Origin of the sequence: Streptomyces coeruleoprunus (assembly GCF_039542925.1) — a bacterium.
Lineage (GTDB): Bacteria > Actinomycetota > Actinomycetes > Streptomycetales > Streptomycetaceae > Streptomyces > Streptomyces coeruleoprunus.
Map to the genome: position 1 here is coordinate 3,088,365 of NZ_BAABIT010000001.1, position 19,647 is coordinate 3,108,011.

Sequence of the window (19,647 nt, forward strand, 5' to 3'; positions counted from 1 at the left end):
CCGTACACACTCCTCGCGATCACGCCCCCGAAAGCCAACAAAACGCACACGATGGTAACTGCCGTAACCGGTCAGGCCAGCAGTTCACGGCGCAGCCGCGCGGCGTCCACCTTCCAGAACGTGTGCTGGGCGCCGTCGATCAGAACCACGGGGATCTGCTCCCAGTAGGCGCGGTGGAGCGCCTCGTCCTGGGTGATGTCCTTCTCCTCCCACCGTGCGCCCGTCTCGGCGCAGACCTGCTCGATCACCGCACGCGCGTCGTCGCACAGATGACACCCGGGCTTCCCGATGAGGGTGACCGTCCGCGGACCGGCGGCCTTCTTCTTCGCACGTCCGAACATGCGCCCATTGTCGCCGCCGCAGCGCGGGCCCGTTCACACACGCGTCCCCGGGATTTCACGCCACGGCATCCCCACAGGTCGGGAAGGACCGAACACACTGGCTATGCTCACGTCATGGCCGCACTCGGATGGCTCACCCCGCGTAGGCGCTCCGCCACCGCGCGCAGCGTGCTGGCAGGCGAGGCCGCGGCGGAGGCAGCACGCAAGACGTCGCAACAGCTGGAGGTCCTGGCGGAGGCCGAAGCGGCCGAAGCGGAACCGGAAGCAGAGTTTCCGGTACGCGGCGATGTCCGCGCGGCAGCCTTCTTCGACCTGGACAACACGGTGATGCAGGGCGCCGCCCTGTTCCACTTCGGCCGCGGCCTGTACAAGCGGAAGTTCTTCCAGCGGCGCGAGCTGGCCCGGTTCGCCTGGCAGCAGACCTGGTTCCGGCTGGCCGGCGTCGAGGACCCCGAGCACATGCAGGACGCCCGCGACAGCGCCCTGTCGATCGTGAAGGGCCACCGGGTCTCCGAGCTGATGACCATCGGCGAGGAGATCTACGACGAGTACATGGCCGACCGCATCTGGCCCGGCACCCGCGCCCTGGCCCAGGCCCACCTCGACGCGGGCCAGAAGGTCTGGCTGGTCACCGCGGCCCCCGTGGAGACGGCCACCATCATCGCCCGCCGCCTGGGCCTGACGGGCGCGCTGGGCACCGTCGCCGAGTCGGTGGACGGCGTCTATACGGGCAAGCTCGTCGGTGAGCCCCTGCACGGCCCGGCCAAGGCGGAGGCCGTCCGCGCCCTGGCGGCGGCGGAGAACCTGGAACTGAGCCGCTGCGCCGCGTACAGCGACTCGCACAACGACATCCCGATGCTGTCGCTGGTCGGCCACCCGTACGCGATCAACCCGGACACCAAGCTCCGCAAGTACGCCAAGGAGCGCGACTGGCGGCTGCGCGACTACCGCACCGGCCGCAAGGCGGCCAAGGTCGGCATCCCGGCCGCGGCCGGCGTGGGCGCCCTGGCCGGCGGCACCGCCGCCGCGGTGGCCCTCCACCGCCGCCGCCGCTGACCTCTCTTCCCCGCCACGGCTCCGGGGCTTCCGGCGCCGCGACACGCGCCCCGGGCGCACTACCCGGACGGCTCCGTACCTCCGCGCGCCCCGCAACCCCACCTTCGGGCGTCCTCACCAGGGCCGGACGGCGGCGCGCCACGGCGCGCCCGGGCCAATCACGGGTCTTACCCGCCCGACGCCCCCGCCAGTCACTCCCGCCGCACTCGACCACAACACATCCCGCGGGCACACAGATCCCGAAGTAATCCGATCAATAAACGGTCACTAAGTGCGACTTGATCCGTCTCTTAGCCGTAACAGAAGCGACTGAATCGATGATTTGAGAAACTCGGTGTAGCGCTCCCTGCACGAAGCGTTATTCTCCTCAGACGCATACGGAACCCCCCACACGTCGCCACGACGAGTGAACGGTCCCGCACTGCACGTGATGGAAGCTCTGCCTCTGGGAGTCCCGTGTACCCACACGTCGGGGTTGACGCCTCGGGCCTGGCTACGCTGCGCGCAACGGTCCTCGACCACTTGCGCGGCTTCGTCCCCACCGCGTACGCCGTCCCCGCATTCGCCGTACCGGCAGCCGCCGGTCCCTGCTACGCCCTGGCCGACGGCGGCGCCGCGGCCGTCGGAAGACGGGGCGGCAGGGGCGGCGCGGGCACCTCGACCGCTGCCCGCCGGCCCACGGCCGACAGCGACAGTGCCCGCATGATGGAGCTGGTCGAGCGGGCCCAGGCCGGCGAGGCCGAGGCGTTCGGCCGCCTGTACGACCAGTACAGCGACACCGTGTACCGCTACATCTACTACCGCGTCGGCGGCAAGGCGACCGCCGAGGACCTCACCAGCGAGACGTTCCTGCGCGCCCTGCGCCGTATCTCCACGTTCACCTGGCAGGGCCGCGACTTCGGCGCCTGGCTGGTCACGATCGCGCGGAACCTGGTCGCCGACCACTTCAAGTCGAGCCGATTCCGGCTCGAAGTGACCACGGGCGAAATGCTGGACGCCAACGAGGTCGAGCGCAGCCCCGAGGACTCGGTCCTGGAGTCCCTCTCGAACGCCGCGCTGCTCGAAGCCGTCCGCAAGCTCAACCCGCAGCAGCAGGAGTGCGTCACCCTGCGCTTCCTCCAGGGCCTGTCCGTCGCCGAGACCGCACGGGTGATGGGCAAGAACGAAGGCGCGATCAAGACTCTCCAGTACCGGGCCGTCCGCACCTTGGCGCGCCTGCTCCCCGAAGACGCCCGCTGATCCGGGCCGCCCGCCCGTCCCGCGTCCCCGCCCCGTTCCCCCCACCCGCCGCCCCGCTCCTGCCGCCCCCGACCCGTCAACTCACTATCGGTAACGCCTTCATGACGCACTGGTCCGATCATCTTTCGTGCGTAACCCAAGTGCCGCGAAGCTCGTTGTGCGGGATGCAGGCTCCCTGTGGTCGCACCGTATCCACAGCCACTCACTCGTTCGTGTGGATGTGCTCAAGGTGTGCAACCTTCCGGACCCCCTGGGGAGTCGACCGTCATGACGAGAGGAGGTGCCGCCAGTGATCGCGAACGTATCGGCGCACCGGCGGGCGAACGCCTTCGCCCAGGCCCTGGAAGATCAGGCGGCCCAGCAGCCCGAGGCGTCGGTCGAACGGACCGAGCAGGGCCGGTTGTTGGCTCTGGCGAACGGCCTCGGCGAGCTGCCGAAGCCGGAGTTGGACCCCGAAGTGAAGGTGGTGCAGCGAGCACAGCTCGTCGCCGCCATGGAGGCGATGCTTCAGGAGGGAACGGCCGCGGGCGGTGCGTCCGCGGACCCTACGGTGCCGGAGCAGCGGACGGCCGGCGCCCGGGGCGCCCACCGCGCCACCGCGCTCCGGAAATTGCGGCCCCGGTCCCGCTGGTCGAAGGGGCTGGCCGCCGGCGGCCTCACCGTGGGAGTGGCCGCGGGCGCGTTCAGCGGGGTGGCCGCTGCCAGTTCCGACGCCCTCCCCGGTGATTCGCTGTACGGACTGAAGCGGGGCATGGAGGACCTCACGCTCGGGATGGCGGACGACGACGCCGACCGCGGTGAGATCCTCCTGGACCACGCCTCCACCCGGCTCAGCGAAGCCCGCCGCCTGATGGAACGCGGACGCCTCGGCGAACTGGACCACGAGTCCCTCAACGAGATCAGGCGCGTCCTGAGCGGTATGCAGCGCGACGTGACCGAAGGCCACCGCCTGCTGCGTCTCGCGTACGAGAGGGACGGCGGCATCGGCCCGATGGCCACGCTCGACTCGTTCGCACGCAACCACCGCGGCACATGGGACGGCATGAGCGCCCAGCTGCCCCCGCAGCTGACCGACGTACGCGATCAGGTGACGTCCGTCTTCAACGCCATAGACGACGAGGTCGGCCCGCTCCAGTCGCAGCTGCCGGGCGCGAACGAGAAGAACGGCCGCAGCGGTGGAAACCCGGGTTCCACGGGCCACTCCACCGGCAGCGGCCCGTCCGCCGACGCCCCGTCCAGCCCCGAGTCCCGCACGTCGAGCAGCCCGGGCAAGCCCCAGCCGTCCGGCAGCGGCACCGCGTCGGACGACGGCCTGCTCGGCGGCAACACGGGCGGACTGCTGGAGCAGGACAGCCCGACGACGTCCCCACCGGCCCAGGGCGGCACCGACGCCCCGGCCCCCGCACCGGACGTCACCATCCCCCCGCTCCTGCCGGACCTGCTCCCGGGCCTCGGCATCGACGGGGAGGACAAGCGGTAGGAGCACGGCACGTACGACGATGGGCGCCCTCCGAAAGGAGCGGCGCCCATCGTCGTACGCGTCGTCGGACCAGCGGAGCCACCGTCAGAAGAACACCGACCGCCGCTGCACCAACAGCTTGTACAGCGTGTGCTGGATCTGCTCGCGCACCTGGTCCGTCAGGTTGAACATCAGCATCGGGTCCTCCGCCGCCTCCGGCGCGTACCCGTCGGTGGGGATCGGCTCCCCGAACTGGATCGTCCACTTCGTCGGCAGCGGCACCGCCCCCAACGGCCCCAGCCAGGGGAAGGTGGGCGTGATCGGGACGTACGGGACGCCCAGCACACGCGCCAGCGTCTTCGCGTTGCCGATCATCGGGTAGATCTCCTCCGCGCCCACGATGGAGCACGGCACGATCGGCGCCCCGGCGCGCAGCGCCGTCGAGACGAATCCGCCCCGGCCGAACCGCTGCAGCTTGTAGCGCTCGCTGAACGGTTTCCCTATCCCCTTGAAACCCTCCGGCATCACGCCGACGACCTCGCCCCGCGCCAGCAGCCGTTCGGCGTCCTCGGCGCACGCCAGGGTGTGCCCGGCCTTCCGGGCGATCTCGCTCACCACGGGCAGCATGAAGACCAGGTCCGCCGCCAGCAGTCGCAGATGGCGGCCCGCCGGGTGGTTGTCGTGCACGGCGACCTGGAGCATCAGCCCGTCGAGCGGCAGCGTCCCCGAATGGTTGGCCACGACGAGCGCCCCGCCCTCGGACGGGATGTTCTCGATGCCCTTCACCTCGACGCGGAAGTACTTCTCGTACAGCGGTCGCAGCAGCGACATCAGGACCTGGTCGGTGAGTTCCTCGTCGTAACCGAACTCGTCGACCTCGTACTCGCCGGTGATACGGCGCCGGAGGAAGGCCAGTCCGCCGGCGAGGCGCTGCTCCCAACCGCCGGCCTTGGCGCCCGCGGCACGTCGGGGCGGCGGGGCGTCCGGGTCCGCGGCCTGTCGGCCGCCCGGCAGTGGGGTGACCCCGCCGGCGGCGTCGGCGGGCCGGGACCGCCGTCTGCCCGCTCGCTGTGTGCCTCCGCGCGGCCGGTCGTCGTCGAACGGAATGACCTTGGCGTCCGCCATCGTTCCTTGCGCTCCTTATCCCGCGGTGTGAGATCCGGCACCGCGCACGGCCTTCGCGGCCAGCCGGTCGACCACCGACGCGAGGGCCTGCGGCGGCAGCAGCCCCGGCCCCCGGTGCCGGGCGAAGTCCGCGAAGGCCTCCGCCGTCGTGTACTTCGGCTCGAAACCGAGCGTCTCGCGCATCTGGACGGTGCTGACCACCCGGCCGTGCGTCAGCAGCCGGATCTGCTCGGGAGAGAAGTCGCTCGCGCCGACCGTCCGCAGCGCCGTGCCGACCCAGGTGACGGCCGGCAGCAGCAGCGGCACCGTCGGCGTGCCCAGCCGACGGGAGCACTGCGACAGCGTCAGCACCCCGTCGCCCGCCACATTGAACGTGCCGCTGTTCAGCGTGGCGCGGCGCGGGTCGGACGACGCGATCCGCAGGACGTCGATGACGTCGTCCTCGTGGACGAACTGCAGCCGCGGGTCGTAGCCGAACACGGTCGGCAGCACCGGCAGCGAGAAGTACTCGGCGAGCGGCGACTGGGCCTCGGGTCCGAGGATGTTCGCGAAGCGCAGCACGCACACGGCGACGTCGGGGCGGCGCCGCGCGAAGCCGCGCACATAGCCCTCGACCTCGACGACGTCCTTGGCGAAACCGCCGCTCGGCAACGACTTCGGAGGCGTCGTCTCGGTGAACACGGCCGGGTCGCGAGGCGCCGAGCCGTACACGCTGGTGCTGGACTTCACCACGAGCCGCTGGATCGTGGGCGACTTCTGGCAGGCGCCGAGGAGCTGCATCGTCCCGATGACGTTGGTCTCCTTGACCGCGGTCCGGCCGCCGGCGCCCAGCGGGGTCGCGGTGACGTCCATGTGGACGACCGTGTCGACACCGAACTCGGCGAGGACCCGCCCGATGGCCGGCTGCCGGATGTCCGCGCGGACGAACGCCGCACCGCCCAGCGGATGCTCGGGTGTGACCGCGTCCACAGCGACGACCCGCTCCACCCCGGGGTCCCGCATGGCACGCCGTACGAAACGTCCCGCGAGTTTCCGGGCCACCCCGGTGACGAGCACGACCTTCCCCAAGACCCGCGCCTTCCCGTTCGGTGTCGCGTGCGGGGAGCCGTCCCCACAGGCGCCACCGTAGCGGTTCCGTGTTGCGCTGTGATGACCCAGGGACGACCTTGGCGACTACTTCACCCGTGTCACCCGTGTCGGGAAAGACAGCGGCCCTCCCACCGGAACCGGTGGGAGGGCCGCGCTTGGCGCACGTACAGCCGCCGCTTACTTCTTGTTACGGCGCTGAACGCGGGTGCGCTTCAGAAGCTTGCGGTGCTTCTTCTTCGCCATCCGCTTGCGCCGCTTCTTGATAACAGAGCCCACGACTACCCTCGCTCACTTCTCTTCACTCGGTGCGGGGCGTCTGGGCCCACACGACCTACGTCGGCCTAGCCTACCCGGCGGAGCGACGAGCTCGTAATCCGAGGGGGCGAAAGGCTCCGATCTACGCGGTCTCCACCCCCACGAAGGACTCGCGGAGGTACTCGTGGACCGCGCGCTCCGGCACCCGGAAGGACCTGCCCACCCGGATCGCCGGCAAATGACCGCTGTGCACCAACCGGTACACGGTCATCTTCGACACGCGCATCACCGAGGCAACTTCCGCCACGGTCAGGAACTTGACCTCGTTGAGAGGCGTCTCGCCAGCAGCAACCATGACCCACCTGTACCTTCCGCACATGACGCCCACCGGCTTCCCCTCCGGTGACTCTTCGTCGCTGTGCGCTCACTCCCCAGACTAGGGGCGGGTGATACGAGTGGGGAAGAGGAGCAGCCATCCGCCGCCTACTGTGACAGACACGCCCGATTGAGTACATAGCGAGTAAGCGGCCGGTAGTAATCGGACCGCACGGCATCATCCAGGGGCACGGCCACGGACACGCGCCCCTCCGCTTCGCCGACGAACAGCGCCGGGTCGTCCGTGTCGGCCAGTCCGATGGCCTCAATCCCCAGCTGACCTGCCCCGCAGACCCATCCGTGGTCCCCCACCACGAGCTCCGGAAGAGGGCCGTCACCGTCCGCCGCCGCACCCAGCGCCACCCTGACGGGCAGTGGGGAATGGGTGTGCGCGCCCGGCTCACAACCGGCGCCTTCGACCTCGGGTTCCCGCACCAGCGCGACTCCTCGTACGTAGTCGAGGTTGTACGTGCGTACGCCAAACCGGGTCGTTATGTCGATACATCTCCCCTGCGCCGGGGTGATGACGAGGCATCCCGCCGACGACATCGCGTCTGCCAAAGTGGCGTAGAACCCCAGCAACCTGTGCGGATGACCGGTCCCGAACAGCACCGGAGCCCGCCGCTCCGCGGCCGCCGCGAGCCGCGCGGCGAACGCGTCCAGCGCGCCGAGCGTCCGCTCCGGGTCGATGACGTCCGGACCCGACCGGTGCTCCGGGTCGTCCGACACCCCGCACTTGTCGGCCATGAGCCGCAGCAGGTCCCGCTCGTTCCACCGCCAGTCCGGCTCCAGGCCGAGCGTGACCCGCGGGTCGCCCGCCACGAACAGCCGGTAGCTGCGCAGGCTCTCCTCCCGCGACGTGGCCACCGGACCGGCCAGCCTGGCCGCCAGCAGATGTGCGCGCAGCGCGCCCGTACTCAGCACCCTGCCGATGCTGCCGCACCGGCTCACCCACGGCTCCAAGAACCGCCGCGGAACGCACAGTTGGCGTAACGGCGCGGCGTCGCCACGACGGCGGCCGCCTAGGCCAGCAGCCCCCGCAGCGGGAAGACCGCCCTGCGGGTCGCCAACACCGCCTGGTCCAGCCGGTCCGCCGGGTCGTAGCCGTCCTCCCAGGACCGCCACGTCACCGGCCACCGCCCGTCCGTCATCCGCGCCGGAGCCATCTGCCGCGTCCGCGCGTACACCTCGTGCCGCCACGACTCCGGCGTCTCCGTCTCGGGCGCGACCGGCTCGCCCGCCGCGATGCCCACCAGGTGCGTCCACGACCGCGGTACGACGTCCACGACGGCGTAGCCGCCGCCGCCCAGGGCCACCCAGCGGCCGCGTTCGGCGTACTCGTGCGCCAGGCCGTGGCAGGCCAGCTGCACGGCCCGCTGGGCGTCCAGGGACACCGCCAGGTGCGCCAGCGGATCCTCGAAGTGCGTGTCGGCCCCGTGCTGGGTCACCAGCACCTGCGGCCGGAACTCCGCCAGCAGCTCCGGGACGACCGCGTGGAACGCCCGCAGCCATCCCGGGTCGCCGAGGCCCGCCGGGAGCGCCACGTTCACCGCGCTGCCCTCGGCCGCCCCGGACCCGCCGGTCTCCTCGGGCCACCCGGTGCCGGGGAACAGCATCCGCGGGTGTTCGTGCAGCGAGATGGTCAGCACCCGCGGGTCGTCCCAGAACGCCGCCTGCACCCCGTCGCCGTGGTGGACGTCCACGTCCAGGTACGCCACGCGCTCGGCGCCCAGCTCCAGGAGCCGTGCGATGGCCAGGGAGGCGTCGTTGTAGATGCAGAAGCCGGCGGCGGCGCCCGGCATCGCGTGGTGCAGGCCGCCGGCGAAGTTCACCGCGTGCGCGGCCTCGCCCCGCCACACGGCCTCCGCCGCGCCGACCGACTGCCCGGCGATCAGCGCGGACGCCTCGTGCATCCCGGCGAACGCCGGGTCGTCGAGCGTGCCGAGCCCGTACGACTGGTCGGCGTCCGCCGGGTTCGCGGACGCGGCCCGTACGGCCGCCACGTAGTCGTCGCGGTGCACCAGCCGCAGGGTCGAGTCCCCGGCCGGCTTGGCCGCCACGACCTCGATCCGCCGGTCCAGCTCCAAGGCCCGTACCAACCCCATGGTCAGCGCGAGCCGCACCGGATCCATCGGGTGGCTCGGCCCGAAGTCGTACCCGGTGACAGCGTCATCCCACATCAACAGTGCGCGGCCGCTCATGACCGCCACCGTATCGGGCGGCCCCGCCGCCGAACGAACGGGCGTACACGAGCGTCACCAGCACCAACACCAGCGGCACGAGCATCGCCCCCCGGTAGCTCCAGGCGTCGCCCAGCACGCCGACGAGCGGCGACCCGATGAGGAAGCCGACATAGTTGAAGACGTTCAGCCGCGCCACGGCCGCGTCGCTCGCCCCCGGGAACAGCCGGCCGGCCGCCGCGAACGTCTGCGGCACGAGCACGCTCAGCCCGAGCCCCAGCACGGTGAACCCGGCCAGCCCCACCCACGCCCCGGGAGCCCCGGCCACCACCGCGAACCCTGCCGCCGCGAGCAGCGCCCCGCCGCGCACGACCGCGACGGCCCCGAACCGCCGCACCCCCAGGTCCCCCACGGCCCGCCCGAGCAGGGTGGTCGCCATATAGGCGTTGTACGGGACGGTCGCCAGCGCCTCGGACCCGCCGAGCACGTCCTGGAGGTACTTGGCGCTCCAGTTCGACACCGTCGAGTCGCCGATGTACGCGAACGCCATCACCAGGCACAGCGGCAGCAGCAGCCCGAAGCCCACGCCCCGCCCCGGCTCCCCCGCGTCCCGGGCCGGTTCCCCGTCGACGTACCAGCGGCTGCCTGCCAGCGCCGCCGGCAGCAGTACGGCGACGACCGGCAGGTACGACAGCCCCAGCGGCACCCCCCAGTGCGCCCCGGCCCAGGCCAGCGACGCCCCGCCGATCCCGCCCAGGCTGTACGCCGCGTGGAAGCCAAGCATGATGCTCCGCCCGTACGCGGCCTGGAGGCTCACCCCCAGCATGTTCATGGACGCGTCGAGTGCTCCCACCGCGAGCCCGAACACCCCGAGGGCGACGGCGAGTTGCCAGCCCTGCTGACCGGCCCCCACGGCCGCCAGCGCGACCAGTACGACGGGCTGCGCCCACCGCAGGACCACGCTCGGCCGCACGCGCGCCACGAGTCGGCCGGTGGCGACGCTCCCGACGCCGGCGAGCACGGGCACCCCGGCGAGGAACGCCGGCAGCAGCGCGTCGGAGACGCCGTACTGGTCCTGGATGGCGGGGATCCGCGTCACGAGCAGCGCGAACGCCACGCCTTGCACGAGAAAGCAGAAGGCCAGCGCTCCCCGCCCGCGCCGCAGCCGCGCATCGGTCATGGCGGGAAAGAGTACGGCCGGGGTCAGCCCGTGGATAGATCCGTCACAGCAGCAGCTCGGGCAGCCGCGCCATGTCGCCGAAGTGCCCGCGGGCTCCGTCGAGTTGCCCCGCACCGGTCATCGCGGTGAAGCCGTACACGTCCATCCCGGCCGCGAGGGCGGCCTCTACGCCGAGGGGACTGTCCTCAACGACGACGCACCGCTCGGGCGCCACGCCCATGCGCGCTGCGGCGTGCAGGAACAGGTCGGGCGCGGGCTTGCCACGGCCGACGTCCTGGGCGCTGAACACCGTGCCGGCCGGAAACCACAGGTCGAGCCCGGTCTTGCGGTGCCCGACCCGGATCCGCTCATGACTGCCGGACGAGGCCACGCAGTACGGCACTCCGGCGGCCGCCAGCTTGCCGAGGACGTCGGTGACGCCGGCCACGGCGGTCAGGTCGCGCTCGAAGGCGGCGAAGACCCGCCCGTGGAACGTCTCGTCGAAGTCGTCGGGCAGCCGCTTCCCGGTCCTTTCGAAGATCGTGTCGTGGATCCGGTGCATGGCCCCGCCCATGTAGTCGCGCAGGGAATCCTCGTACGACGTGGGGTGCCCGAGTTCGGTGAGGTACCCGGCCAGGACGGTGTTGGATATGGGCTCGCTGTCGACGAGCACACCGTCGTTGTCGAAGATCACCAGTTCATAGCGCATGAAGCCACCCTAAACGCGGAAAAGCCCCGCACCGGAATGGTGCGGGGCTCTCCCCAAAATTTGTTCGGCGGCGTCCTACTCTCCCACAGGGTCCCCCCTGCAGTACCATCGGCGCTGAAAGGCTTAGCTTCCGGGTTCGGAATGTAACCGGGCGTTTCCCTAACGCTATGACCACCGAAACACTATGAAGATAACAACTCAACCGGCAAGGGAGTTCGTTACTTCAGAACTAACACAGTGGACGCGAGCAACTGAGGACAAGCCCTCGGCCTATTAGTACCGGTCAACTCCACCCATTGCTGGGCTTCCATATCCGGCCTATCAACCCAGTCGTCTACTGGGAGCCTTACCCTCTCAAGGAGGTGGGAATACTCATCTCGAAGCAGGCTTCCCGCTTAGATGCTTTCAGCGGTTATCCCTCCCGAACGTAGCCAACCAGCCATGCCCTTGGCAGAACAACTGGCACACCAGAGGTTCGTCCGTCCCGGTCCTCTCGTACTAGGGACAGCCCTTCTCAATATTCCTACGCGCACAGCGGATAGGGACCGAACTGTCTCACGACGTTCTAAACCCAGCTCGCGTACCGCTTTAATGGGCGAACAGCCCAACCCTTGGGACCGACTCCAGCCCCAGGATGCGACGAGCCGACATCGAGGTGCCAAACCATCCCGTCGATATGGACTCTTGGGGAAGATCAGCCTGTTATCCCCGGGGTACCTTTTATCCGTTGAGCGACGGCGCTTCCACAAGCCACCGCCGGATCACTAGTCCCGACTTTCGTCCCTGCTCGACCCGTCGGTCTCACAGTCAAGCTCCCTTGTGCACTTACACTCAACACCTGATTGCCAACCAGGCTGAGGGAACCTTTGGGCGCCTCCGTTACCCTTTAGGAGGCAACCGCCCCAGTTAAACTACCCATCAGACACTGTCCCTGATCCGGATCACGGACCCAGGTTAGACATCCAGCACGACCAGAGTGGTATTTCAACGACGACTCCACCTGAACTGGCGTCCAAGCTTCACAGTCTCCCACCTATCCTACACAAGCCGAACCGAACACCAATATCAAACTGTAGTAAAGGTCCCGGGGTCTTTCCGTCCTGCTGCGCGAAACGAGCATCTTTACTCGTAGTGCAATTTCACCGGGCCTATGGTTGAGACAGTCGAGAAGTCGTTACGCCATTCGTGCAGGTCGGAACTTACCCGACAAGGAATTTCGCTACCTTAGGATGGTTATAGTTACCACCGCCGTTTACTGGCGCTTAAGTTCTCAGCTTCGCCGACCCGAAAGTCAGCTAACCGGTCCCCTTAACGTTCCAGCACCGGGCAGGCGTCAGTCCGTATACATCGCCTTACGGCTTCGCACGGACCTGTGTTTTTAGTAAACAGTCGCTTCTCGCTGGTCTCTGCGGCCACACCCAGCTCCGGAGGAAAACTCCATCACCAGACGTGGCCCCCCTTCTCCCGAAGTTACGGGGGCATTTTGCCGAGTTCCTTAACCATAGTTCACCCGAACGCCTCGGTATTCTCTACCTGACCACCTGAGTCGGTTTAGGGTACGGGCCGCCATGAAACTCGCTAGAGGCTTTTCTCGACAGCATAGGATCATCCACTTCGCCACAATCGGCTCGGCATCAGGTCTCACCCTCATGAGAGACGGATTTGCCTATCTCTCGGGCTACACCCTTACCCCGGGACAACCACCGCCCGGGCTGGACTACCTTCCTGCGTCACCCCATCGCTCACCTACTACCAGTCTGGGTCACCGGCTCCACCACTCCGTGATTGTCCGAAGACGCACACGGCGGTTTCACGGGCTTAGCATCGCTGGGTTCAGCGCTGGCGCTTCAAAGCGGGTACCGGAATATCAACCGGTTGTCCATCGACTACGCCTGTCGGCCTCGCCTTAGGTCCCGACTTACCCTGGGCAGATCAGCTTGACCCAGGAACCCTTAGTCAATCGGCGCACACGTTTCTCACGTGTGTATCGCTACTCATGCCTGCATTCTCACTCGTGAACCGTCCACAACTCGCTTCCACGGCTGCTTCACCCGGCACACGACGCTCCCCTACCCATCACAGCGGGCGTTGGCCCTCATGCTGCAATGACACGACTTCGGCGGTACGCTTGAGCCCCGCTACATTGTCGGCGCGGAATCACTTGACCAGTGAGCTATTACGCACTCTTTCAAGGGTGGCTGCTTCTAAGCCAACCTCCTGGTTGTCTCTGCGACTCCACATCCTTTCCCACTTAGCGTACGCTTAGGGGCCTTAGTCGATGCTCTGGGCTGTTTCCCTCTCGACCATGGAGCTTATCCCCCACAGTCTCACTGCCGCGCTCTCACTTACCGGCATTCGGAGTTTGGCTAAGGTCAGTAACCCGGTAGGGCCCATCGCCTATCCAGTGCTCTACCTCCGGCAAGAAACACACGACGCTGCACCTAAATGCATTTCGGGGAGAACCAGCTATCACGGAGTTTGATTGGCCTTTCACCCCTAACCACAGGTCATCCCCCAGGTTTTCAACCCTGGTGGGTTCGGTCCTCCACGAAGTCTTACCTCCGCTTCAACCTGCCCATGGCTAGATCACTCCGCTTCGGGTCTTGAGCGCGCTACTGAATCGCCCTATTCGGACTCGCTTTCGCTACGGCTTCCCCACACGGGTTAACCTCGCAACACACCGCAAACTCGCAGGCTCATTCTTCAAAAGGCACGCAGTCACGAGACACCAGCAAGCTGATGTCCGACGCTCCCACGGCTTGTAGGCACACGGTTTCAGGTACTATTTCACTCCGCTCCCGCGGTACTTTTCACCATTCCCTCACGGTACTATCCGCTATCGGTCACCAGGGAATATTTAGGCTTAGCGGGTGGTCCCGCCAGATTCACACGGGATTTCTCGGGCCCCGTGCTACTTGGGTGTCTCTCAAACGAGCCGCTGACGTTTCAGCTACGGGGGTCTTACCCTCTACGCCGGACCTTTCGCATGTCCTTCGCCTACATCAACGGTTTCTGACTCGTCTCACGGCCGGCAGACCGTGAAAGAGAGATCCCACAACCCCGCATGCGCAACCCCTGCCGGGTATCACACGCATACGGTTTGGCCTCATCCAGTTTCGCTCGCCACTACTCCCGGAATCACGGTTGTTTTCTCTTCCTGAGGGTACTGAGATGTTTCACTTCCCCTCGTTCCCTCCACACTGCCTATGTGTTCAGCAGCGGGTGACAGCCCATGACGACTGCCGGGTTTCCCCATTCGGACACCCCCGGATCAAAGCTCGGTTGACAGCTCCCCGGGGCCTATCGCGGCCTCCCACGTCCTTCATCGGTTCCTGGTGCCAAGGCATCCACCGTGCGCCCTTAAAAACTTGGCCACAGATGCTCGCGTCCACTGTGCAGTTCTCAAGCAACGACCAGCCACCCATCACCCTGCTGCAAGACAGCAAGTTCACTGGGGCCGGCGCATGAAGGGCGAGCAACGCTCGCACCCTCAGACACCCAACAGCGTGCCCGACACGATCCCTCGATCCGATCCGCGTTCCACGCCGAAGCAGTACTAGCGGTCCATCTCCTGATCGTGCCGAGTAGTCAACGTTCCACCCATGAGCAACCGTGCGAGACATTCGCTCGCAGTCGGCTATGTGCTCCTTAGAAAGGAGGTGATCCAGCCGCACCTTCCGGTACGGCTACCTTGTTACGACTTCGTCCCAATCGCCAGTCCCACCTTCGACAGCTCCCTCCCACAAGGGGTTGGGCCACCGGCTTCGGGTGTTACCGACTTTCGTGACGTGACGGGCGGTGTGTACAAGGCCCGGGAACGTATTCACCGCAGCAATGCTGATCTGCGATTACTAGCGACTCCGACTTCATGGGGTCGAGTTGCAGACCCCAATCCGAACTGAGACCGGCTTTTTGAGATTCGCTCCACCTCACGGTATCGCAGCTCTTTGTACCGGCCATTGTAGCACGTGTGCAGCCCAAGACATAAGGGGCATGATGACTTGACGTCGTCCCCACCTTCCTCCGAGTTGACCCCGGCGGTCTCCCGTGAGTCCCCAGCACCACAAGGGCCTGCTGGCAACACGGGACAAGGGTTGCGCTCGTTGCGGGACTTAACCCAACATCTCACGACACGAGCTGACGACAGCCATGCACCACCTGTACACCGACCACAAGGGGGCACCCATCTCTGAGTGTTTCCGGTGTATGTCAAGCCTTGGTAAGGTTCTTCGCGTTGCGTCGAATTAAGCCACATGCTCCGCCGCTTGTGCGGGCCCCCGTCAATTCCTTTGAGTTTTAGCCTTGCGGCCGTACTCCCCAGGCGGGGAACTTAATGCGTTAGCTGCGGCACGGACGACGTGGAATGTCGCCCACACCTAGTTCCCAACGTTTACGGCGTGGACTACCAGGGTATCTAATCCTGTTCGCTCCCCACGCTTTCGCTCCTCAGCGTCAGTATCGGCCCAGAGATCCGCCTTCGCCACCGGTGTTCCTCCTGATATCTGCGCATTTCACCGCTACACCAGGAATTCCGATCTCCCCTACCGAACTCTAGCCTGCCCGTATCGAATGCAGACCCGGGGTTAAGCCCCGGGCTTTCACATCCGACGCGACAGGCCGCCTACGAGCTCTTTACGCCCAATAATTCCGGACAACGCTTGCGCCCTACGTATTACCGCGGCTGCTGGCACGTAGTTAGCCGGCGCTTCTTCTGCAGGTACCGTCACTTTCGCTTCTTCCCTGCTGAAAGAGGTTTACAACCCGAAGGCCGTCATCCCTCACGCGGCGTCGCTGCATCAGGCTTTCGCCCATTGTGCAATATTCCCCACTGCTGCCTCCCGTAGGAGTCTGGGCCGTGTCTCAGTCCCAGTGTGGCCGGTCGCCCTCTCAGGCCGGCTACCCGTCGTCGCCTTGGTGAGCCGTTACCTCACCAACAAGCTGATAGGCCGCGGGCTCATCCTGCACCGCCGGAGCTTTCCACCACCATCAGATGCCTGAAGTGGTCATATCCGGTATTAGACCCCGTTTCCAGGGCTTGTCCCAGAGTGCAGGGCAGATTGCCCACGTGTTACTCACCCGTTCGCCACTAATCCCCTCCCGAAGGAGGTTCATCGTTCGACTTGCATGTGTTAAGCACGCCGCCAGCGTTCGTCCTGAGCCAGGATCAAACTCTCCGTGAATGCTTCCCGGTGATCCGGGTCAACACTCGCGTTGAGCGGAACAGGGCGGGAGGAATAGTCCCGCTTCCTGTTCACAGCGTCCTCGCTGTGTTTTTCAAAGGAACCTCGTCTCAGAGAGACGGGGTTATCAACATATCTGGCGTTGACTTTTGGCACGCTGTTGAGTTCTCAAGGAACGGACGCTTCCTTCGTACTCACCCTTTCGGGCTTTCCTCCGGGCGCTTCCCTTCGGTGTTTCCAGCTTAGCAGATCCGTTTTCCGTTTCTGCCACCCGCTGGAGCGGGCTGCCGGGCTGTTCTTCGCTTTCGCGCTTTCCCTTTCCGGCGGTTCCGACTCTATCAGATCCTTTCGGGCCTGACTCCCAGTCAGAGGGGGTTGTCTTTCCGGCTGTTGGGCCGTTCCGACGAGGTGAGACTTTAGCGAATCCGGGGCCCCGACGCTAATCGGGCTCGTTCTCTCGAACGGGGATTCTCCATTTCGCAAAAGCGCACACGGAGCGGCGCGACGGAGTGTCGCTCGCTGAGGGTGGATCTTGCGGAATGGCTGTCCGGGGACCGACCGGAGTCGGCGCTCACGTCGGACAACTCGGAGAACACTACGGATCTGGCAAACCCGTGTCAACTTGAGGCTCGTCCCGTAGCCTGGGGGCATGACAGCGCATGCGTGCATCCTTCAGTGGTGGGCCGCCTGACCGGCGGCCCAGCTGACACGCATGCAGACAACGGCCGCCGCCCCGGCGGCCGTTCGCGTTTCTCCCCCTCCGGGGGCCGGCCGCAGGCGCGGCGGTCCTGACCAGGAGACGAAGGGAGACAGCGGTGACGCGGATCTTCAGTGGGATCAAGCCGAGCGGGCATCTGACGCTGGGGAACCACCTCGGGGCGGTGCGGCGGTGGGTCGAGGTGGACCAGCACCGGGCGGACGCGCTGTTCTGCGTCGTCGATCTGCACGCGCTCACGGTGGAGCACGATCCGGCGCGTGTGCGGCGGCTCAGCCGGCAGGCGGCGACCCTGCTGCTGGCGGCGGGGCTCGATCCGGAGCGGTGCACGCTCTTCGTACAGAGCCATGTGGACGAGCATGCGCGGCTGTCGTACCTGCTGGAGTGCACGGCGACCGACGGTGAGATGCGGCGGATGATCCAGTACAAGGAGAAGGCCGCGCGGGAGCGGGAGCGGGGCGGGAGCGTCCGGCTGTCGCTGCTGACGTATCCGGTGCTGATGGCGGCGGACATCCTGGCGTACGAGACGGACGAGGTGCCGGTCGGGGAGGACCAGACGCAGCACGTCGAGCTGACCCGGGATCTGGCGGTGCGGTTCAACCAGCGGTACGGGCACACGTTCACCGTGCCCAGGGCGACGGCTCCGGCGGTGGCGGCACGGGTGATGAACCTGCAGGATCCGACGGCCAAGATGGGGAAGTCGGACGACGCGGGGCCGGGGATCGTCTATCTGCTGGACGAGGCCGACGTGGTGCGGAAGAAGGTCATGCGGGCGGTGACCGACTCCGGGCAGGACGTCGTGTACGACCCGCAGGAGCGGCCCGGGCTCGCGAATCTGCTGGAGGTGCTGGCGGCCTGCCGGGGTGGTGGGGCCGATCCCCAGGTGCTGGCCGGTGAGTACTCCTCTTATGGGGCGCTGAAGAGCGACGTGGCCGACGCGGTCGTGGAGGCGCTGCGGCCGGTGCGGAAGCGGCACGCGGAGCTGGTGGCCGATCCCGCGTATGTGGACGGGGTGCTGCGGGACGGGGCGGCTCGGGCGCGGGCGCTGGCGCGGCCGGTGGTCGACCGCGCCTATGGGGCCGTGGGGCTGCTCCCGGCCGTGTGACGGAAGGCGGCCCGGTAGTCGCGCGGGCTGGTGGCGAGGTGGGACGCGAAGTGCTGGCGCATGGTCACCTCGCTGCCGAAGCCCGCGCGGCGAGCCACTTCGGGGAGGGGGTGGTCGGTGCGTTCGAGGAGTTTCTGGGCGGCCGAGACGCGCTGGGTGATGAGCCAGCGGAGCGGGGTGGTGCCGGTGGTGGCCTGGAAGTGGCGGGCGAAGGTGCGGGGGGACATGCCGGCGCGGGCGGCGAGGGTCGCGACCGTGTGGGGTTCGTCGAGGTGGGCGAGGGCGTGGGCGCGTACGGCGGCCAGGGCGTCGGCGTCGCGGTCGGCTCGCGGGGTGGGGCGTTCGATGAACTGGGCCTGGGTGCCGGTGCGGAACGGGGCGGTGACCATGGCGCGGGCGATGGTCGCGGCGGTTTCGGCGCCGTGGGCGGTGCGGACGAGGTGGAGGCAGAGGTCGATGCCCGCGGCGGTGCCGGCGGAGGTCCAGATGCCGCCGTCCTCGACGAACAGGGCGTCGGGTTCCACGGTGACATCGGGGTAGTGGGCCTGGAGGCGGGGTGCCAGCTGCCAGTGGGTGACGGCCCGGCGGCCGTCGAGGAGGCCCGCCTGGGCGAGGGCGAAGGCGCCGGCGCAGAGGGCGGCGACGGGGGTGCCCGCCGCGTGGGCGCGGCGGAGGGCGTCGAGTACGGGCCCGGGGACGGTGGTGTCGGGGTCGACGAGGCCGGGGACGACGACCAGGTCGGCCCGGTCGAGCCAGGTCAGGGGGCGGTCGGGGGTGAGGGTGAGGCCGCCCGGCATGGGGAGGGGCGTGTCGGGGTCGGCGGCGGCGCGGTGGAGTTCGAAGGGCGGGACGCCGCGGAGGGGGCGTTCACTGCCCCAGACCTCGGTGATGACGGAGACGTCGAAGGCGCGGATGCCGGGGAAGGCGACGAGCGCGATGCGGTGCATGGGGCCCAGGATCTCAGGGCGTGGCAGCAAGTCATCGACACGTGGCGTTCCTGCCACTGGTGGGGCGGTGGTGGTGCCGGGAGCATCGTGGGCATGGAGAACGCGCAGCTTGAGGTCGCCGGGAACGCGGCGCTGATCGTCGTCGACGTACAGAAGGGGTTCGAGGAGGAGTTCTGGGGGCGGCGGAACAATCCGGACGCGGAGGGGAACATCGCGGCGCTGATCGACGCGTGGCAGGCGTCGGGGCGGCCCGTCGTCTTCGTACGGCACGACTCGCCCGCCGATTCGCGCTCGCCGTTGCGCGTGGGGCATGCGGGGAACGCGTTCAAGGACGTCGTGGAGGAGCGGCGGGGCAAGGGGTCGGGGCCCGAGCTGCTGGTGACGAAGTCGGTGAACTCGGCGTTCTACGGGGAGCCCGACCTGGACGCGTGGCTGAAGGGCGCGGGGGTGCGGCAGATCGTCATCGCCGGGATCCAGACGAACATGTGCAACGAGACGACCGCGCGGATGGGCGGGAACCTGGGGTACGAGGTGTTGTTCCCGCTCGACGCGATGCACACCTTCGACCTGGCGGGACCGTTCGGGTGGACGGCGAGCGCCGAGGAGCTGTCGCGGGCGACGGCGGTGTCGCTGCACGGCGGGCGGTTCGCGAAGGTCGTGACGACGGCGGAGGTGCTGCTGGGGGCCGGGGCGGTGTGACCCCGGCCCGGTGG

General features: G+C 67.7%; 15 protein-coding genes and 3 rRNA genes. 5 read left to right on the forward strand and 13 right to left on the reverse strand.

Annotation, left to right across the window (positions count from 1 at the left end):
* Window positions 1–71 precede the first annotated feature (71 nt).
* Entirely contained in the window at window positions 72–341 is a 270-nt protein-coding gene (locus ABEB09_RS13445) for a glutaredoxin family protein (protein WP_345690131.1), read from the reverse strand.
* A 114-nt stretch (window positions 342–455) separates the two neighbouring features.
* On the opposite strand from ABEB09_RS13445, the gene ABEB09_RS13450 reads away from it, so the two are divergent.
* The 3 genes from ABEB09_RS13450 (at window position 456) to ABEB09_RS13460 (ending at window position 4,116) form a co-directional block, all read left to right on the forward strand.
* Window positions 456–1,397 carry an HAD family hydrolase gene (locus ABEB09_RS13450; protein ID WP_345690132.1) on the forward strand — a complete coding sequence of 314 codons (942 nt, stop codon included), beginning with the start codon at window positions 456–458 and terminating at the stop codon, window positions 1,395–1,397.
* 456 nt (window positions 1,398–1,853) lie between these two features.
* Window positions 1,854–2,636: an ECF subfamily RNA polymerase sigma factor, BldN family gene (locus tag ABEB09_RS13455; protein WP_345690133.1), complete on the forward strand. Its 783-nt coding sequence runs from the start codon at window positions 1,854–1,856 to the stop codon at window positions 2,634–2,636.
* Window positions 2,637–2,925: 289 nt separating this feature from the next.
* Window positions 2,926–4,116: a DUF5667 domain-containing protein gene (locus ABEB09_RS13460; protein WP_345690134.1), complete on the forward strand. Its 1,191-nt coding sequence runs from the start codon at window positions 2,926–2,928 to the stop codon at window positions 4,114–4,116.
* Window positions 4,117–4,200: 84 nt separating this feature from the next.
* Here the strand turns inward: ABEB09_RS13460 and ABEB09_RS13465 are convergent, their stop codons facing one another.
* From ABEB09_RS13465 to ABEB09_RS13515, 11 genes are all read right to left on the reverse strand, one after another.
* Window positions 4,201–5,220 (reverse strand): lysophospholipid acyltransferase family protein, encoded by a 1,020-nt coding sequence (locus ABEB09_RS13465; protein ID WP_345690135.1) that lies wholly within the window; start codon window positions 5,218–5,220, stop codon window positions 4,201–4,203.
* 15 nt (window positions 5,221–5,235) lie between these two features.
* On the reverse strand, window positions 5,236–6,288 hold the full coding sequence (locus ABEB09_RS13470) for an NAD-dependent epimerase/dehydratase family protein (protein ID WP_345690136.1): 1,053 nt from the start codon (window positions 6,286–6,288) through the stop codon (window positions 5,236–5,238).
* Window positions 6,289–6,486: 198 nt separating this feature from the next.
* Window positions 6,487–6,585 (reverse strand): 30S ribosomal protein bS22, encoded by a 99-nt coding sequence (locus ABEB09_RS13475; RefSeq protein WP_003948845.1) that lies wholly within the window; start codon window positions 6,583–6,585, stop codon window positions 6,487–6,489.
* Between the two features lie 121 nt (window positions 6,586–6,706).
* Window positions 6,707–6,919: a helix-turn-helix domain-containing protein gene (locus ABEB09_RS13480; RefSeq protein ID WP_345690137.1), complete on the reverse strand. Its 213-nt coding sequence runs from the start codon at window positions 6,917–6,919 to the stop codon at window positions 6,707–6,709.
* A 128-nt stretch (window positions 6,920–7,047) separates the two neighbouring features.
* Window positions 7,048–7,863, reverse strand: a complete 816-nt coding sequence (locus ABEB09_RS13485; protein WP_345690138.1) for a phosphatase — start codon at window positions 7,861–7,863, stop codon at window positions 7,048–7,050.
* Window positions 7,864–7,961: 98 nt separating this feature from the next.
* Complete coding sequence (locus ABEB09_RS13490) at window positions 7,962–9,140, reverse strand: acetoin utilization protein AcuC (protein ID WP_345690139.1); 1,179 nt, start codon at window positions 9,138–9,140, stop codon at window positions 7,962–7,964.
* Window positions 9,109–10,299, reverse strand: coding sequence for an MFS transporter (locus tag ABEB09_RS13495; protein ID WP_345690140.1), 1,191 nt, complete (start codon window positions 10,297–10,299; stop codon window positions 9,109–9,111). Before ABEB09_RS13495 ends, ABEB09_RS13490 begins: the two co-directional genes overlap by 32 nt.
* Before the next feature lie 43 nt (window positions 10,300–10,342).
* Window positions 10,343–10,987 (reverse strand): HAD family hydrolase, encoded by a 645-nt coding sequence (locus ABEB09_RS13500; RefSeq protein ID WP_345690141.1) that lies wholly within the window; start codon window positions 10,985–10,987, stop codon window positions 10,343–10,345.
* A gap of 62 nt (window positions 10,988–11,049) precedes the next feature.
* Window positions 11,050–11,166, reverse strand: a 5S ribosomal RNA gene (gene rrf / locus ABEB09_RS13505).
* A 74-nt stretch (window positions 11,167–11,240) separates the two neighbouring features.
* A 23S ribosomal RNA gene (locus ABEB09_RS13510) occupies window positions 11,241–14,361 on the reverse strand.
* A gap of 278 nt (window positions 14,362–14,639) precedes the next feature.
* Window positions 14,640–16,167 (reverse strand): 16S ribosomal RNA (locus ABEB09_RS13515).
* Together the 16S, 23S and 5S rRNA genes form the textbook arrangement of a ribosomal RNA operon.
* Before the next feature lie 815 nt (window positions 16,168–16,982).
* Here ABEB09_RS13515 and trpS point away from each other — a divergent pair.
* On the forward strand, window positions 16,983–17,987 hold the full coding sequence (gene trpS, locus ABEB09_RS13520) for a tryptophan--tRNA ligase (protein ID WP_345690142.1): 1,005 nt from the start codon (window positions 16,983–16,985) through the stop codon (window positions 17,985–17,987).
* On the opposite strand, the gene ABEB09_RS13525 is transcribed toward trpS, so the two are convergent.
* A complete protein-coding gene (locus tag ABEB09_RS13525) occupies window positions 17,954–18,934 on the reverse strand; it encodes a GlxA family transcriptional regulator (protein ID WP_345690143.1) in 981 nt (326 codons plus the stop codon). The genes trpS and ABEB09_RS13525 overlap by 34 nt on opposite strands.
* A 93-nt stretch (window positions 18,935–19,027) precedes the next feature.
* Here ABEB09_RS13525 and ABEB09_RS13530 point away from each other — a divergent pair, with 93 nt between their 5' ends.
* Window positions 19,028–19,633 (forward strand): cysteine hydrolase family protein, encoded by a 606-nt coding sequence (locus tag ABEB09_RS13530; RefSeq protein ID WP_345690144.1) that lies wholly within the window; start codon window positions 19,028–19,030, stop codon window positions 19,631–19,633.
* Window positions 19,634–19,647: the final 14 nt, after the last annotated feature.

Bases quoted from the DNA above. Each gene is read 5' to 3' on its own strand.
- ABEB09_RS13445 (WP_345690131.1), bottom strand. From the start codon at position 341: ATGTTCGGACGTGCGAAGAAGAAGGCCGCCGGTCCGCGGACGGTCACC.
- ABEB09_RS13450 (WP_345690132.1), top strand. From the start codon at position 456: ATGGCCGCACTCGGATGGCTCACCCCGCGTAGGCGCTCCGCCACCGCG.
- ABEB09_RS13465 (WP_345690135.1), bottom strand. From the start codon at position 5,220: ATGGCGGACGCCAAGGTCATTCCGTTCGACGACGACCGGCCGCGCGGA.
- ABEB09_RS13480 (WP_345690137.1), bottom strand. From the start codon at position 6,919: ATGGTTGCTGCTGGCGAGACGCCTCTCAACGAGGTCAAGTTCCTGACC.
- ABEB09_RS13490 (WP_345690139.1), bottom strand. From the start codon at position 9,140: ATGAGCGGCCGCGCACTGTTGATGTGGGATGACGCTGTCACCGGGTAC.
- ABEB09_RS13495 (WP_345690140.1), bottom strand. From the start codon at position 10,299: ATGACCGATGCGCGGCTGCGGCGCGGGCGGGGAGCGCTGGCCTTCTGC.
- ABEB09_RS13500 (WP_345690141.1), bottom strand. From the start codon at position 10,987: ATGCGCTATGAACTGGTGATCTTCGACAACGACGGTGTGCTCGTCGAC.
- ABEB09_RS13525 (WP_345690143.1), bottom strand. From the start codon at position 18,934: ATGCACCGCATCGCGCTCGTCGCCTTCCCCGGCATCCGCGCCTTCGAC.
- ABEB09_RS13530 (WP_345690144.1), top strand. From the start codon at position 19,028: ATGGAGAACGCGCAGCTTGAGGTCGCCGGGAACGCGGCGCTGATCGTC.